General features: G+C 49.3%; 14 protein-coding genes. 5 read left to right on the top strand and 9 right to left on the bottom strand.

Annotation, left to right across the window (positions count from 1 at the left end; genetic code table 11):
• Positions 1–160: 160 nt before the first annotated feature.
• The 5 genes from SPIRS_RS20455 to SPIRS_RS20435 are packed head-to-tail and all read left to right on the top strand — an operon-like array spanning position 161 to position 4,818.
• Entirely contained in the window at positions 161–844 is a 684-nt protein-coding gene (locus tag SPIRS_RS20455) for a Crp/Fnr family transcriptional regulator (RefSeq protein ID WP_013256599.1), read from the top strand.
• Between the two features lie 50 nt (positions 845–894).
• The gene (locus SPIRS_RS20450) at positions 895–2,376 is read left to right on the top strand and encodes a menaquinone biosynthesis decarboxylase (RefSeq protein WP_245537641.1); all 1,482 of its coding nucleotides are present in this window, start codon (positions 895–897) and stop codon (positions 2,374–2,376) included.
• Positions 2,373–3,254 carry a UbiA-like polyprenyltransferase gene (locus tag SPIRS_RS20445; protein ID WP_245537640.1) on the top strand — a complete coding sequence of 294 codons (882 nt, stop codon included), beginning with the start codon at positions 2,373–2,375 and terminating at the stop codon, positions 3,252–3,254. Before SPIRS_RS20450 ends, SPIRS_RS20445 begins: the two co-directional genes overlap by 4 nt.
• Positions 3,251–3,862 carry a UbiX family flavin prenyltransferase gene (locus tag SPIRS_RS20440; RefSeq protein WP_013256596.1) on the top strand — a complete coding sequence of 204 codons (612 nt, stop codon included), beginning with the start codon at positions 3,251–3,253 and terminating at the stop codon, positions 3,860–3,862. The genes SPIRS_RS20445 and SPIRS_RS20440 overlap by 4 nt, the downstream gene beginning before the upstream one ends.
• Positions 3,859–4,818 carry an ABC transporter substrate-binding protein gene (locus tag SPIRS_RS20435; RefSeq protein WP_013256595.1) on the top strand — a complete coding sequence of 320 codons (960 nt, stop codon included), beginning with the start codon at positions 3,859–3,861 and terminating at the stop codon, positions 4,816–4,818. Before SPIRS_RS20440 ends, SPIRS_RS20435 begins: the two co-directional genes overlap by 4 nt.
• Before the next feature lie 16 nt (positions 4,819–4,834).
• On the opposite strand, the gene holA is transcribed toward SPIRS_RS20435, so the two are convergent.
• The 9 genes from holA to rpoN form a co-directional block, all read right to left on the bottom strand.
• Positions 4,835–5,863 (bottom strand): DNA polymerase III subunit delta, encoded by a 1,029-nt coding sequence (gene holA / locus SPIRS_RS20430; protein WP_013256594.1) that lies wholly within the window; start codon positions 5,861–5,863, stop codon positions 4,835–4,837.
• The gene (gene lexA, locus SPIRS_RS20425) at positions 5,863–6,477 is read right to left on the bottom strand and encodes a transcriptional repressor LexA (RefSeq protein ID WP_013256593.1); all 615 of its coding nucleotides are present in this window, start codon (positions 6,475–6,477) and stop codon (positions 5,863–5,865) included. The genes holA and lexA overlap by 1 nt, the downstream gene beginning before the upstream one ends.
• Entirely contained in the window at positions 6,474–7,838 is a 1,365-nt protein-coding gene (locus tag SPIRS_RS20420) for a sigma-54-dependent transcriptional regulator (protein WP_013256592.1), read from the bottom strand. The genes lexA and SPIRS_RS20420 overlap by 4 nt, the downstream gene beginning before the upstream one ends.
• The gene (locus SPIRS_RS20415; protein WP_013256591.1) at positions 7,839–9,626 is read right to left on the bottom strand and encodes a sensor histidine kinase; all 1,788 of its coding nucleotides are present in this window, start codon (positions 9,624–9,626) and stop codon (positions 7,839–7,841) included.
• Positions 9,626–10,153 carry a hypothetical protein gene (locus SPIRS_RS20410; protein WP_041866155.1) on the bottom strand — a complete coding sequence of 176 codons (528 nt, stop codon included), beginning with the start codon at positions 10,151–10,153 and terminating at the stop codon, positions 9,626–9,628. The genes SPIRS_RS20415 and SPIRS_RS20410 overlap by 1 nt, the downstream gene beginning before the upstream one ends.
• A gap of 31 nt (positions 10,154–10,184) precedes the next feature.
• Positions 10,185–10,451 carry an HPr family phosphocarrier protein gene (locus SPIRS_RS20405; RefSeq protein ID WP_013256589.1) on the bottom strand — a complete coding sequence of 89 codons (267 nt, stop codon included), beginning with the start codon at positions 10,449–10,451 and terminating at the stop codon, positions 10,185–10,187.
• An 8-nt stretch (positions 10,452–10,459) separates the two neighbouring features.
• Positions 10,460–11,443 carry an HPr(Ser) kinase/phosphatase gene (gene hprK, locus SPIRS_RS20400; protein WP_013256588.1) on the bottom strand — a complete coding sequence of 328 codons (984 nt, stop codon included), beginning with the start codon at positions 11,441–11,443 and terminating at the stop codon, positions 10,460–10,462.
• A gap of 6 nt (positions 11,444–11,449) precedes the next feature.
• A complete protein-coding gene (hpf, locus tag SPIRS_RS20395) occupies positions 11,450–11,770 on the bottom strand; it encodes a ribosome hibernation-promoting factor, HPF/YfiA family (protein WP_013256587.1) in 321 nt (106 codons plus the stop codon).
• A 62-nt stretch (positions 11,771–11,832) separates the two neighbouring features.
• Positions 11,833–13,218, bottom strand: coding sequence for an RNA polymerase factor sigma-54 (gene rpoN / locus SPIRS_RS20390; protein WP_013256586.1), 1,386 nt, complete (start codon positions 13,216–13,218; stop codon positions 11,833–11,835).
• Between the last annotated feature and the right edge of the window lie 3 nt (positions 13,219–13,221).

The raw sequence follows: 13,221 nt of genomic DNA, 5'->3' as shown, positions 1-13,221 counted from the left end.
CATGCTCCTTAAAGTATGGTATCTTAAGTATAATAGCTTTACCTAATTATCTATTCTGTTGCAACGGCAACATATTAGGACATTTATGGTTTTCTGCCATTGGAAAGGTTATAAATTTAGTTTGTTTTGACTTAATTAGCTCTTGATAGACTTGATAGAAATGAAAGAAAATTGGACTCAAGAAGAAATTGATTTGCTGTTGAAAGCTCCCCTTTTCGACGGTTTTACAAAAGATACCATTTTCTATGCACTCAACTGCTTACGGGGGAAAAAGGAACAGGTAGACAAAGAAAGAGTCTTATATCCTGTTGGGGAAAAACCGATGAGAGCAGCCATTATCCTAAAAGGGAGTGTGGACATTTCACAGATCAACAGGGATGGTCATCTCATTCTTATTTCCAGAATGGGGAAAGGGGACTTAATTGCAGAAGCGTTTGTCTGTAGTGCATCAAGCAATGATTTTCTTGACATCCGATCATCTTCTGACACGATACTACTTCTCCTTGCCCTGCCTTCAAAAGAGAATAGAAAACAAAGGGATTGCCCGTATTACAATGTAATTCTCCGGAATCTTGTCCGTGATCTGGCGGAAAAAGCCGTCGTTCTGAATAAAAAGGTCCAGCTACTTGGGCAAAGGACATTAAAAGATAAACTTTTGTTGTTTTTCGAAAATCTTTCCAGAGAACAAAAAAGTCGGACCGTTCATTTGACCTTCACACGAGAGGTTCTTGCTTCACTTGTTTCAGCTGACAGAAGTTCTGTTTGCCGAGAACTGAGCCGCATGCAGCAAGCCGGCTTAATTCTTATTCATAAAAATACGATAAAGTTGTTAGAAAATTCTTAAATAGATTCTTTTGCCAAGATTTATAACACTATAGAAAAATAGATACAATCATGATAAAAATAGTCATCGAAGCGAATAATCGGAGCGCACTCATGGCATATAAAGGCCTACAGGATTTTATATCGACCCTGGAAAAGCAGGGGGAATTGAAGCGGGTTTCCGCAGAAGTAGATCCCCACCTTGAAATAAGCGAAATATACGATCGGGTTGTGAAAGCCCAAGGACCGGCCCTTCTTTTTGAACACCCTAGGGGCTCTGAGTTTCCGGTCGCCATTAATCTTTTCGGCAGTATGAAGCGTATGGCCCTCGCCTTGGGGGTCGATTCGATCGATCGACTTGAAGAGACTATGAATAAGATCTTCGATCTTTCCCACTACCGTAATCCCCTGGAAGCCGTTCGATCTCTTCCCGATCTTTCCCGATTTGCGGCGGTCTTTCCCCTTGGTTCGGCGACCGCTTCCTGCCAGGCGGTGGAGGAGGAGCCTGATCTGGATAAGCTTCCCGTTCTTACCTGCTGGCCCGGAGATGCGGGGCGATTTCTTACCCTTCCCCTGGTCATCACCATGGATCCCGATACCGGACAGCAGAACATGGGGATGTATCGCATGCAGGTTTTCGACAAAACTACCACAGGGATGCACTGGCACCTTCACAAGGACGGGCGTATGCTCTGGGAGAAATATCGCACGCGTGGAGAGAAGATGCCCGTTTCGGTTGCTCTCGGCTGCGATCCTGCGATCATCTACGCGGCGACCGCTCCACTGCCCCTCGGAATCGACGAACTTGCCTTTGCTGGTTTTCTTCGCCGTCTTCCCGTTACCACTACCAAGTGCCGAAGCAATGATATTCGTGTCCCTTCGGGGGCAGAGTTCATACTTGAAGGGTATGTTGATCCCGCGGAACCCCTTCGCACCGAAGGGCCCTTTGGCGATCACACAGGGTACTATTCCTTGGCGGATCGGTATCCTGTCTTTCACCTTGAGCGTATGACCCGGCGAAAGCACCCCGTCTATCCCGCTACCGTGGTCGGCAAGCCGCCTATGGAGGATTGCTTTATAGGAAAAGCGACCGAACGCCTCTTCTTGCCTCTGATAAAGTTACAGCTGCCGGAGATTGTCGATATTTCCTTTCCTTTTGAGGGGGTTTTCCACGGCTGCGTCATCGTTTCCATCAAGAAACGATATCCGGGCCACGCCGGTAAGGTGATGAATGCCCTCTGGGGAATGGGGCAGATGATGTATACCAAGATGATTGTCGTGGTAGACAAAGATGTAAGGCCTGACGATTATTCCACGGTTGCCTGGAAGGTATTCAACAATATCGATGCATCCCGGGACCTGGTTTTGAGTAAAGGGCCCCTGGATGCGCTCGATCACTCCTCGCCTCTGCCCCATTACGGGACCAGGCTGGGAATCGACGCCACCAAAACCCTGCCCGAAGAGGGCCACGATAGGCTTTGGCCTGATGAAATCACCATGAGCGAGGATATTCGTGCTCTTGTCAATCAACGATGGAAGGAATACGGGATTTGAGAGAAGAAAAACGACAAAGCAGGCTGGTTGCCTACGGGCGAATGGTGATGTTCAGCCATACCGTGTTCAGCCTTCCCTTTGCTCTTGCAGGGGCGTTGACTACTCCAAAGGGCTTTCCCGGTTGGAATACACTGCTGTGGGTTGTCGTTGCATTCCTTGGGGGCCGGAATAGCGCAAATGCCGTGAACCGGATCGTTGATCGGAAAATCGATGCGGAGAATCCGAGAACAGCGGGGCGACACCTTCCTTCAGGCAGGGTTTCTCTTGCGGAAGCGACACTCCTCGCCCTCTTTTTCTTCGGTCTTCTTGTCTTTGCCGCTTTTCGATTGAATCGTACCTGTGTCTATCTTCTTCCTTTGGCCGGAGCCCTTTTCCTCCTGTACAGCTTTACCAAACGATTTACCTGGCTCTGTCATCTTTTTCTTGGAGCCACCTGTGCCGCTGCCTCCGTGGGAGGGTGGGTGGCCGTTACCGGGACGGTTTCCTGGCAGGTCCTTCTTCTCGGGGCTGCCAATGCCCTCTGGGTCATGGGCTTCGATATCATCTATGCCACCAGCGATGCCGAACATGACAGGATTGTGGGGCTGTATTCAATTCCTTCGGTCTTCGGCGTTACCCTTGCCCTCGTCTTTGCAGCTGTTGCGCATTTTCTCACACTACTTTTGCTGATTGGATTCGGAATAGTGGTCGGCCTTGGGCTTTTCTATTACCTTGGTGTAGGAGTGATTGGGGTACTCTTCCTCTATCAGCATCGTCTTGTGCGGCCCGGGTGGCTCGAAAAGGTATTCTTTGCGTCCTATACCGTGAACCAGATTGTGGGCCTTGTCTTTTTTATCGCCGTTGTCGGCGATTTCCTAGTGCGGGGAGGTTTGTTTTGAAACGATATCTTGTCGGAATAAGCGGTGCCAGCGGTGCCATATATGCCAAAGTGTTGCTGGAAGCAATGGTAAAAAGGGGCGTCGAGGTCCATGTTCTTCCTTCGGTCAACGGCCTTAAGGTGTTCGACTATGAGATCGGTATGGGGCTTGATGAAGCTATCGACGAAATATTGAACAGGGCCGAAGAAGAGAATGATAATCCCGGTACCGTAGGACGTTTCATAGTCCATGAGCCTGATGATTTTTTTGCCGCTCCTGCCAGCGGCAGTTTTCATTGTGAAGGGATGGCTATCGTTCCCTGCTCAATGGGAACCCTGGGCGCTCTCGCTTCCGGAGCAGTCTCAAACCTGCTCGGCCGTGCAGCCGACGTCACCTTGAAAGAACGGCGTCCTTTGGTCATTGTCCCCCGGGAGAGTCCCATGAACCTTATTCATCTTAGAAATCTTACAACACTGGCCGAGGCCGGTGCCGTGATTGTGCCTCCGACTCCCGGTTTTTATCATCACCCCACTACCGTTGAAGAGCTTGTTTTGCAGACCGTGGGAAGGGTCATGGAACAGCTCGGAGTCGGAAGAGAACTTATACACTCCTGGGGAGAAGAGCTATGAGAAAGGTTGTCTGTGCCGCCTTGTCGACGGTGGCCATATTCTTGTGTTCGGTATCTCCGCTTTTTGCTGGCGGGGCTTCCGAAAAAGCAGATGGGAACGGGGCTTCGGCTCTGAGAATCGGTATCATGCCGGATGTCGATTCCGTTCCGCTTGTGATGGCTGAAACGCTGGGGTATTACAAGGATGCAGGAGTCGATGTTGAACTTGTCTCCTTTAAGAACCCCATGAATCGGGATGCCGCCCTTCAGGCGGGAGAGATCGACGGCGCGGTTTCCGATTTGCTTGCCGTTGCCTTTGCCAAGAAAGGAGGCTTTCGCCTCGCCGCGGTGGCAAAGACCGACGGCGACTATGTGCTTTTGGGAAGTAGTGCCCTTGGTATTGAGAGCATTGACGCTTTGGAAGGAAAAAGTGTTGCCCTATCCCGAAATACGATCATTGAGTACTCTACCGATCGAATCCTTGCTGCCGAGGGAAAGGATTCGGACTTCATTGAAAAGGTTTCGATCCCTCAGATTCCCGTACGTCTGGAGATGCTCAACAGTGGGAAGCTCGCGGGGGCAACCCTGCCGGAGCCTCTGGCCTCCTCTGCTGTAGCATCGGGCGCAACGGTGCTTGGATCTGCAGAGGATCTTGGTATTAACCCGGGGGTCCTTGTCTTCTCCTCCGATGCCAGGAACAAAAGAGCCGATCAAATAAAGGCCTTTTGGGGTGCCTATAACCATGCCGTGACCTATCTGAATGGGGAACTCTCGGAAGCCGAGCTTGACGATATCATCAAGGTAATGGGCTTTCCCGAAAGTGTCGGAGGAGTCCTTCACTTTCCTTCCTATACGTCTGCCCGCCTCCCTGCCGAGAACGAGGTCCGTGAAGTTGTCCGGTGGTTGCTGTCCCACTCCCTCATCGATATCGAATATCGCTATGAAGATCTTGTCGACGGCTCGCTGCTTGCCCCGTAAAGGCAATTAATGAGCTTTATGCGGTGCGGTTACCCATGGCGCAGTAGGCTTCGGGTACCGCACCTTTTTTTATAATGACATAATAAAGAAAAAGTTCGGTAAGAACCGTCTGCATTTCCGCCCTTGTTTCTCTGACCAGAGAGTCAAAGCGGGCGATAAGCACGATGATATGTTTTAGTTCATCGGTTGAGTAGTTTTTGTTGGCAACAATGTAATTGCTTTGGTTTCGTTTACCTCGGATTCCCACCTTTGTACAGGCCTCTTGTGGTGCATATTGAAGGTCTGTCAGGCCTGACAGGCTTAGAAGTCGCTTAAACTGCCACAAGAGCCCTGCGAAGAGCTGTATGGGATTCCCCTCACCCGAGAGAAGCAGTTTCCGAAGGGCTTCGATGGCGCCGGAAAAATCACATGCTCCTATTTTAGCGAAAAGGGTAAAAACATTTTCTTCCTTGGAATGGAAGATAAAGGCATCCACATCTTCTTCGTCGATACAGCTGCCGGGGCCAAAATGAAGAGCGAGCTGATCACAGGCAATCTTCATTTCACGGGTATTGTTCTCCACCAATTCGAGAATGAGGTCCAGAGCCTCCGGACTTACCTCAATATGCTGCCGTCCGAAATAGTTTGCCAACCAAGAGCGTTTTTGATTTTCAAAGAGTTCCCAAAACATCTTCTTGTGCTCTTTGGGAACGGCAGAGGCTATGGCCTTGGCAATGTCCCGCTCCATACCGTTGCTTACCATGATCAATGTGGCATCGGTCGAAGGATTCTTAAGATATTCCCCGAGGAGCGCAGCATCATCCCGCTTGATCGCCTCCACGTTTTGGATGATCACCAGTTTTCTGCTGGAAAAGAGGGAGCCGTTTCGCAAGACTCCGACAATGCTTGAGATTTCCGTTTCATAGGGATAAAAACGTGTGGATTCATAGCCGGGATCTTCCGCCGCAATGCGCTTTTTTATCTCTGCTATGAAGGCTGCCTTTTCTCCTTCTTCCGGTCCAAGGAGAAGAAAAACCGGGGGAATCGACCCTTTTTTCGCAGCCATCAGGTGTAATCCCGAATAATAAAACAGAGCTTGCCGAGAATTCTGGCATGCTGGGTAAAGATAGGAGGATAAACCGGATTTTCCGCTTTCAACCTAATTCTGTTGGTTTCCCGATAAAAGCGTTTTAGCGTAACAGCTTCGTCGTTGACCCTTGCAACGACGATATCCCCGTTTCGTGCCTGTTCAGTTTGCTGTATAATCGCCGTATCGCCGTCCAAGATGCCGGCGTTCAGCATGCTGTCACCCTTGACCCTGAGTGCAAAATATCTTCCCGGACGAAGTGCCGATGCGGGAATCTTCAATACCTGCTCGCAGTTTTCCTCGGCAATAAGAGGTTGACCTGCCGCAACATTTCCCAAAAGAGGAACATCTATCAGCTCCGGCTGGACTTCGGGGGAGGCTTCACGATTGAGTACCTCAATCGCACGGGAACGGTTAAGATCGGTCCGAATGGCGTTTTTCTTCTCAAGTGCCTTGATATGATCATATGCCGCCCTCACTGAGATATCAAAATGGGCGGCAATCTCCCGCATCGTCGGAGGATATTGATGCTCTTCTATAAAGCAACCAAGAAAATCGAGGACCTCCTGCTGTCGTTCCGTTAGTTCTTTCATCGCTTCAGTTCTATCCCGAACTTCTTGATTTTCCCATGGAGATTACTAGGATAGACGCCTATAGCCTCCGCGCATTTACTAACATTATATTCGTGCTCTTTCAATTTCATTTCTATGAAACGGCGTTCGAAGGCATCCCTGGCCTCGGAAAGTTTCATTCCGGCAAAGGGTTTCATCTCTTCCGGGCGAACGCTTTTCCGTTTCTCATTAAGGAAAAAGCCGACGGTTTCCGAAGAGACCTCTTCTTCATCACTCATTATCGTAATACGTTCGACGAAATTTTTCAATTCCCGGACATTTCCCGGCCAACGATACGCGAGAAGCAGCTCCATTCCCGCCGTCGAAATGGAACGGATAGATTCCTTTCCGGAAAACTTTTCGAGAAAATAGCTACACAAGAGGGGAATGTCTTCTTTTCGTTCCCGTAAAGGAGGCACAACGATAGGTACGACATTGAGGCGGTAGAAGAGATCCTCGCGAAAGGCTCCTGAGGCTATGGCTTCCTGAATATCCTGGTTTGTGGCGGCGATCAGTCGTATATCCACAGTAAGGGATTCATCTCCTCCAACCCGTTCGAATTTCTGTTCCTGTATCACCCGCAGAACCTTTGCTTGTGCACTTAGGCTCATATCGGCGATTTCGTCGAGGAAAAGCGTTCCCCCGTCGGCGATCTCGAATTTTCCCTTCCGCCTGGCAACGGCTGAGGTGAAGGCCCCCTTCTCATGACCAAATAATTCACTTTCAAGAAGCGTATCCGGTATGGCGGCACAGTTTACCTCGATAAAGGGACCGTTCGATCGCTTGCTCAATCTATGCAGCTGACGCGCCACCAGCTCTTTACCCGTTCCGTTTTCTCCGGTTATCAGGACCTTTGCATCACTCGGTGCGCTTTGTGCAATCCGTTCCCGTACGGCGTTTATCGCCTTGCTGCTCCCGATCATCTCGTCCTCGGGAGGTATTCCCGCTTTCAGACGTTTATTTTCCTTTTTCAGGCTCTCGATTGCAAGGGCGTTTTTCGTAATGGTAATGATGCGTTCGAGGGCAAGCGGTTTCTCAAGGAAATCGAAGGCACCCAGCTTAACGGCCTTGACCGCAAGATCGATATTGGCATGGCCGGATATGATAATGACCTCCACCTCCGGCTGCTTTTCTTTGATCTCCTTGAGAACATCGATACCACCTTTATTCGGCAGCCACACATCCAGGATCACCACATCGACACAAGCATCGTCAAGCATTAAAAGGCCTTCAATGCCGTCTCCCGCGCTTCGGACCGAATAACCTTCGTCTTCGAGAATATCGGTGAGGACTGCTCTGATACCCGGTTCATCGTCGATGATCAGGATGGTATGCTCTTTCATTTAAGAATTCTCCGTCGGCAGATCTAAAAAGAAGGTCGTTCCTATGCCGCTTTCTGTTTCAAACCAGATTTGTCCCCTGTGGTCTGCAATGATACGCTCCACGATGGGTAAGCCCAGTCCTGTACCGTTTTTTTTCGTTGTGACGTAGGGTTGAAACACCTTTTCTTTCAGGTCCTCCGGAATGCCTCCGCCGTTGTCTTCAATATATATCCTACAGTAATGGGTATTCCCCTTTCTGACAAGATCGCTTCCGATGGTGATCTTTCCCTTTTCTTTGTCTGCCACCGACTCGAATGCATTTTTTAGCAAATTTGAGAAAACTCGTTTAATCTGTGCCGAATCGGCCGAGATTGTTGCATTCGGATCCGGGGATGCGATGCTGAAATCCGTATTGGGATATACGGGAGCATAGATAGCGGCAACTTCCTCGATGAGAGGCAACAATGCAGTGTTTTTAAGGCGGGGTGCGGGAAGCCGTGCAAAGTCTCTGAACTCCTGTAGCATGGTGGTAAGTCCGTCTACCTCCTGTATGATGGAGTCGACGGACCGTTCGACGATTCTTCCCAACTGTTCAGGATTATTATGATAGGCTCTGAGAATTCGTTCCGCAGAAAGTCTAATAGGGGTAAGGGGGTTTTTTATTTCGTGAGCAAGCCTTTGGGCGATCTCCTGCCAGGCCGTTACCTTCTCGGTTTGCAGCAGTTTCGCTCTTGAGAGTTCCAGTTCGGAGAGCATCTCATTGAACGAGGTTACCAATATTGATAACTCGTCGCGCCCTTCTGAAAGAAGCCTGATGGAATAGTCACCTTCCATCACCCGCCTCATGGCCTCTTCGAGATGTACTAGCGGCTTAACAATTTCGTTACCGGTATGGAATGCGGTAAGCAGGGCTATCAAAAGAAGGGGGACGGCAAAGATGGTATAAAGCAAAATAAGGGCAATCGAGAAGGAAGAACGGTAGGAACGGTATTGACCGAAGACTTGAATGGCATCGGTGAGGGCCTTCCCATCCTCTTCAAAGCCTATCGGCATCGCTCTGGTGAGCAAAGCCTGGCCCGTATGAACCTTTTCGTTCCGGAAAATAGGGTACTTCCTTAGAGCCCGCAGATAGGTCCTTCCCCCCACCTGATATCTTCCGACAGCCCCTTCAGGGCCATCCGGCAAAGGGCCGTTGATCATTGCCTCCGGTGCACCAAAAAAGGCGATCGGCCGACCCTCTGTATCGAAGAGCTGGAGGCCCGAAAGCTCGGGAGCTATTGCCGTCAAGGAATGCCACAGTTTCGCTTCTCCGCGCCCTGCGTCGGCTTCCAGCATATTGCCGAACACCAGTGAAGTGGAGAGTGATTCCAATTCTGCCACCGCTTCGTTGTTATAGCGCAGTGCGACCGAAAGACCTCCTTCGAGGGCGTCTTCCATTTCTGTATTGAACCACGCCTCAAGGGCAGATGAGATGAAGGTGATGGTGAGAATCCCCTGGGGAATTGAGGCAAAAAGCGTGATGAAAAGAAAAAAACCGGTAAGCCGTGTTTTGAACCGGCTTCCCGGTCGGCCTTCTCTATTATCCCGAATAAGGCGAAAGAGCTGGATGGTAAAAGAGAAAAAGAGAAAGATAGGTAGTGCAATACCGAGGGGTATAAAGACCAAACGGGTAAGGGTTTCGCCCTCCGCCAGATCTTGAAGAACCTGACGGGAGAAAAAAAGAAGCAAGACGATAAGCAGAAGATAGAGAAACGCTATGGCGGAAAGAGATGCAAGGGGAAGGTCTCCTCCCTTTCTTCTGTGATTCATCAACTTTGCTCCCCGAAATTGAAATCCCATCGGACCCAGGGGGTCACGATTTTTGTTTCGGGAAGAAAAAGATCCAGAAGATTAAAAGGAACCTGAAGCTTTACCCGTTTCAAGCCTACCCTGGCCAGAAGATACGACTCCTCGTCCCGGGCTATCCCCGTAATGACTGTATCGGAAAGGGAAAGCAGTCTTTTGGTATATTCTTCGGCACGTGGGGTTGTCCATTGGTGGCCTTCGGTATCGGTAATGATGAAGCGGCCGGAAAAGGGATCCCACCGGCCATATTGTTCGATAGTTTTTTCCCTGATGATTCTATCCCCTGCAATGCCGAGGAAACCCTTCCCCTTATGATAGATTCGCAGGTCGAAGCGAACCTGAGCCATTTGTCCATCATATGCACTTTTTACGAGAAGTTTTTCTGAGGTCTCTACCATGCTTAACGACACAACCGCGACATCAGCTTTTAATCGAGCCGTCAACAGTGCTCCTTGGCCTGCAGCTGTCTGAGCAACAAGCACAAACAGCATACACCAAAACAGTCCGGTCGCTGAGCGTTTCCTATTCCTCTTCGAAGCGATTTTCGAAGAGCCGGACGATGGCATCAACGGCCTCCTGTTCGTCGTCCCCTTCGGCGATAACCTGCAGGGTGCTTTTATAACCGGCACCAAGGGTAATGATTCCCATAATAGACTTTCCGTTTATGCGTACATCTTCCTTTTCAAAAAAAATGTCAGAGGTAAAATTATTGGCGGTCTGCACAATAAGGGCCGCCGGCCGTGCATGAATTCCCGCACGGTTCATGATAGTAACGCTCTTCTCAATCATCGGTGTTCCTAAAACGTATCCTTTTTGTTGAAATAGAGGTTCCGGGCATTCTCGCTCTCCAGCCACTTCAAGACGTTCTGGTTGAACTCCTGAGCAGAATGGTAACCCATCTTTTTCAGGCGTTCATTCATAGCCGCCGTCTCGATGATAATCGGGATATTTCGTCCCGGCTTTACCGGAACCTGCAGAAGCGGAACCTTAACACCGAGAATTTCCCGTGACATCTCTCCCGTACCAATTCTGTCATAATTTTTTGAAGAATCCCACTCCTCCAGCTCCACAATAAGCTGAATTTGTTTCTTATCTCGAATCGCTCCGACACCGAAAAGATTACTGACGTTGATAATTCCGAGACCGCGGATTTCCATGTGGTGGGCAAGTACCGGATTCCTGCCGGCTCCCATAAGGATATTTCCGTTCATACAGCGGATTTCCACCATATCGTCGGAAATGAGGCGATGGCCTCGTTCAATCAGCTCCAATGCCGTCTCACTCTTTCCTACGCCGCTGTCACCAGAAAGCAACACGCCGATACCATATACCTCAACAAGAACCCCATGAATCGATTTTCTCGGTGCGAACATGTCGTTAAGAGCACGCATGAGCCGCATGCTGAACTCACCGGACGGAAGGTGCGTCTGAAGCACCGGGCAACCGGACTTTTCCGCACATTCCATAAATCGTTTTCCCGGTTGATTGCCATGCGTGAAGATGACACAGGGAATAGGATAGGTAAACATTTTATTTACCGTTTCCATCTGATCCTCAGATTCGAGTTTGGTGAGATACGAGGCCTCACCCATCCCAAATAGTTGGATTCTGTTGTTTGCGAATTCTTCAAAATAGCCACTGAGGGAAAGACCCGGCCGATTAATTTCCTGTTCCGAGATGGTACGGGCAAGACCAGGCCTCCCTCCTATGCACCTCAAATCGAGGGCGTTATGTTCCTTCAGATCAAGATCAAGAAGGTCTAATACCGTATAACTTCTCATTGCCCCCTATTCTATCACGTCATCCTGTGGTTTGGGATGGTCTTTGATCCTATCTTTCTCTTTTCGTACAACATGCTCGAGCTTATCGATCATTTGTTCGATTCCTTCGTACAATTCATGTGTCGGGGGAGCCGCAACATGGGAAGATCGTCCCCAACGAAAATGGACCGATGCCTCTACCGTATATCCCGGCTTTTCTTTGGTGATGGTGATGGCAAGATCGACCATATACTCTTTTGCAAAATCGACTCTTTCCAGCTTCTTGGTGATAAATTCCTTCGTGCTGTCACTCACATCGTAATGAACACCTTTGATTTCCAGATTCATAGGAACCTCCTCAGCTGTTTCTTCTATATACAGGATAAGTATTTCTATGATGAAAATCAAACTTAGCGGTCAAAGGAAGAATCGATATTGAGTTCGTTTCGGTATTTTGCTACGGTACGCCGTGCTATGGAGACCCCCTTCTCTTTCAAGAGGTCACTGATTTTTTGGTCGGAAAGCCTTTTCTTGCCGGTATCGTTTTCCAGAATTTCCCGGATCATCTCTTTTACGCCCTCCTTTGAGAAGCGGGAACCGGAAGAACCTGCTCCGCTGATGGAGTTCGTAAAGAAATACTTTATGGGGTAAATTCCCCATTCGGTTTGCATGTACTTTGCATTGGCAATGCGGGAGACCGTTGTTTCGTGAACCGAAACCTCTTCTGCAATATCTTTCAGAGTGAGAGGAACAAGATACTTGGGGCCTTTTAGGAAGAAATCCCGTTGAAATTCGATAATCGCTTTTGCTATTTTCATGAGCGACCGATTTCTTTGCCGTATCGAGTTGATAAACCATTCGGCTTCACGCACATGATCGCCTGCGAATTTTTGAGCCGATTTCTCATGGTCCGCGGTATGATGTTTTTTTCCGTTTTGCAGGCCCGCGTAGAATGCGGAAATACCAAGGACCGGAATCTCTATGTCGTTAAGATAGATCTTGAACTCTCCCTCTTCCAAGCGTACCGAAACATCCGGGACCACATAGTGAGGTGTCTCATTACTGTAGAGGCGTCCGGGGAAGGGGGTTAGGCGGCGAATAAAGGCAACGGCCTCCTCTATCTCTTGGACGGAAGCGGAAAGGTCCCGGGCAATTTCCTGTATCCTGTTTTTCTCCAGCGCGGGAAGATGGTTTGCAACAATGTCGTCGGCATAGGGTGGGGCTTCCGGATCAAGAGAAATCTGGAGAAGCAAAGACTCACGAAAGTCGGCCACACAGATTCCCGTCGGCTCGAACTCGTGGATAAGAGCGATCATGCGCCGGACCCGCTGGCATTCGGAATCCGGAAAAAGTTCTTCTATTGGTTCGATGTGAAACCCATTGTCGTCGAGATTGAGGATGAGCTTTTCCCCAACGGCAAAATCTTCCTCATCGAGGGGTTGAAGCCTCAGCTGCCACAAAAGATGATCATGGAGAGACTCGGAGCGGGCAATGGCGCCTTCGAGAAATTTCTGCTTTGCATCCGAAGCTTCGCTGTCGTAGCTTTTCGAATAACCGGGATCAGAACTATTTTCGAAAAAATCGTACTCCTCTGACCTTGTGGAATGATCAATTTCCTCGTAACTCACCTGCGAACGATCTTCAAGTACCTCAAGGGCAGGGTTCCGTTCAATTTCCTCTGCTATACGAAGTTTAAGCTCGGTGATCGGCAGGGCCATCAACTGAATAGACTGAAGCATCTGGGGGCTCAGTTTGAGTCTCTGTTCCTGTATTAATACCGGTTTCTGATACTGCACGAC

The organism is Sediminispirochaeta smaragdinae DSM 11293 (genome assembly GCF_000143985.1).
GTDB classification, from domain to species: Bacteria; Spirochaetota; Spirochaetia; order DSM-16054; family Sediminispirochaetaceae; genus Sediminispirochaeta; species Sediminispirochaeta smaragdinae.
This window is presented reverse-complemented; position numbering and strand designations above follow the sequence as displayed.

Excerpts from the sequence above, each read along its gene's own strand:
- hpf (WP_013256587.1), bottom strand. The coding sequence starts at position 11,770 with ATGAATCTGGAAATCAAAGGTGTTCATTACGATGTGAGTGACAGCACG.
- SPIRS_RS20405 (WP_013256589.1), bottom strand. The coding sequence starts at position 10,451 with ATGATTGAGAAGAGCGTTACTATCATGAACCGTGCGGGAATTCATGCA.
- SPIRS_RS20455 (WP_013256599.1), top strand. The coding sequence starts at position 161 with ATGAAAGAAAATTGGACTCAAGAAGAAATTGATTTGCTGTTGAAAGCT.
- SPIRS_RS20415 (WP_013256591.1), bottom strand. The coding sequence starts at position 9,626 with ATGAATCACAGAAGAAAGGGAGGAGACCTTCCCCTTGCATCTCTTTCC.
- hprK (WP_013256588.1), bottom strand. The coding sequence starts at position 11,443 with ATGAGAAGTTATACGGTATTAGACCTTCTTGATCTTGATCTGAAGGAA.
- holA (WP_013256594.1), bottom strand. The coding sequence starts at position 5,863 with ATGGCTGCGAAAAAAGGGTCGATTCCCCCGGTTTTTCTTCTCCTTGGA.
- SPIRS_RS20435 (WP_013256595.1), top strand. The coding sequence starts at position 3,859 with ATGAGAAAGGTTGTCTGTGCCGCCTTGTCGACGGTGGCCATATTCTTG.
- SPIRS_RS20420 (WP_013256592.1), bottom strand. The coding sequence starts at position 7,838 with ATGAAAGAGCATACCATCCTGATCATCGACGATGAACCGGGTATCAGA.
- lexA (WP_013256593.1), bottom strand. The coding sequence starts at position 6,477 with ATGAAAGAACTAACGGAACGACAGCAGGAGGTCCTCGATTTTCTTGGT.
- SPIRS_RS20450 (WP_245537641.1), top strand. The coding sequence starts at position 895 with ATGATAAAAATAGTCATCGAAGCGAATAATCGGAGCGCACTCATGGCA.
- SPIRS_RS20410 (WP_041866155.1), bottom strand. The coding sequence starts at position 10,153 with ATGCTGTTTGTGCTTGTTGCTCAGACAGCTGCAGGCCAAGGAGCACTG.